Below are 1,808 nucleotides of genomic sequence, written 5' to 3'. Positions count from 1 at the left end.
TCCCTCGGGTTTAAGGGGTTTTCTTACGTATACTCGCTCATTCGCAGGATTTCATCACCTTGGAAAGTAGTGTTCCGTTTGGGTGTGGGATTCATGAAACCGTCAGTATTAAAACAGGGTATGCGGGAACAGAAGTAACGTCTTTGCCGTTCTTCTAAGATTTCCACTCTGCTGCACGCATTCTCCACAGATTCCTTGGAGGCTCACCCTCCCACGGCTCAACGGGTCCTATGCCCTTACATTCCTTCGTTACACCTGTCCAAGGCGTGGAGGCCGATAGCGTTTATTTGACGGGTCTGTGCCCTTAAGGATTTTCCACTCGGTACTCCGTGCTTTCTTTGTTGAATCCATCCTGCGAACGAGCCAATTTACGTAATAAGTAAAGTATGGGTGCAGTCAAACTGCATGTTTAAGCAGCAGTAGCAAGCGCCATTGAAGCTTTTTCAGAGCAAAAAGTTTCTCCATTTTGAACCATACCGATTAGGATTCTTGTAAGCTTTCCGATCAGTTTGACAATTGAGCGATTCTTCTTCATATGCTTGACTGTTACGTTGTGCTCGTGCCACTTTTGGAACACGGGATTGTTCCCAACCAATCCAAGAACAGCCAGATACAGATATTTTCGCAACATCGCGTCTCCTCGTTTGGACAGCACAATTTGTCCCTTGCGTTTGCCAGAAGTGCTTTCGGCCAAATTCAATCCGGCTTTACGCAATAACTGACGTCCGTGAACGTACTGCCGCAGATCACCTGCACCGGCCAGAATGGCAGCGATGAGGATGGGGCCGAGTCCCTTAATAGTTTGTAGCTGTTTAGCCATAGGAATTTCGTCTAACAGGACCTGAACTTCCTGTTCAATCTGTGCCAGCGTGTCGACGATACGTTGATAGTCCTCCAGCAGCCGTTGCAAATCCTGCTTGGCTTCAGAAAGAGCGGTCATGCTTCCAACGCTCCGACGTGCTTGGGCGATGAGCTGTCTTGCTTTCTGGATACCGCGGGAACCGCCTGCCCGCTTCATATGCTTTCTCCATCGCTCAATCACCTCATCGGCAGTTAGGTCTTGGAGATCCGATGGGGCAGGAAACTCTTGCAGCGTCGCCAACGAACGAGGGCATGTCCAGTCTGGAAACACTAAGGTATACTCTGGAAAATGAATGTCCAGCCAACGGAGAATCCGGTTCTGGAATCGGATGGACTCCTCTACCCAGAACTCCCGATTCGCCATCAAGGTGCGCACACGCTGGAAAGTTTCCGCTTGTGGTGAATAGGCGTAGTAGTAGCCTCGGCTGACCAGGTCAGCGATGACCAATGCGTCTTTGGGATCGCTCTTGGAGGGACAGTTGTCTCGATTTTCTTTGTTCCGCTTGGTCGCTACGGGGTTCACCAAGACTACTTCTATACCTTTGTCGACCAACCAATTTGCAAGATTGAACCAGTAGTGGCCAGTAGGCTCCATACCGATGATCAGGCCCTCCAAACAATGCTTCTGTTGCAATTCATGAATCCAACGTTGGAGTTTCTCGAAACCGTCTTGTGCATTGGAGAAAGTGAGGTGCCGCTTGGAAACGACGATACCGCGAAAGTTAGTAGCTTGAGCTGCGTGAGCTTCTTTGGCTATGTCGATACCCACTACCAGGTGAGAGGTGGTAATTCGTTCTATCCGTTGATTTTGTCCATGAGATTGTTTAAACTTCATAGTAACGCCTCCTTGATGGGTTTAAGGGCTTCTGACCCGTGACACCCCCATCATACCGAGGCGTTTCCTGTTTTGGCAAAGGTGAAATCTTAACACCTACAGGAATGTTTAT

General features: G+C 49.1%; 1 protein-coding gene. It reads right to left on the bottom strand.

What is annotated here, in order from left to right; genetic code table 11:
• Nucleotides 1-409 precede the first annotated feature (409 nt).
• Entirely contained in the window at nucleotides 410-1,696 is a 1,287-nt protein-coding gene (locus tag EFBL_RS04265) for an IS110 family RNA-guided transposase (protein ID WP_096180902.1), read from the bottom strand.
• Nucleotides 1,697-1,808: the final 112 nt, after the last annotated feature.

Source organism: Effusibacillus lacus, assembly GCF_002335525.1.
GTDB lineage: Bacteria > Bacillota > Bacilli > Tumebacillales > Effusibacillaceae > Effusibacillus > Effusibacillus lacus.
The sequence above is the reverse complement of the archived record's forward strand: the minus strand, read 5'-3'. Positions and strand labels throughout refer to the sequence as shown.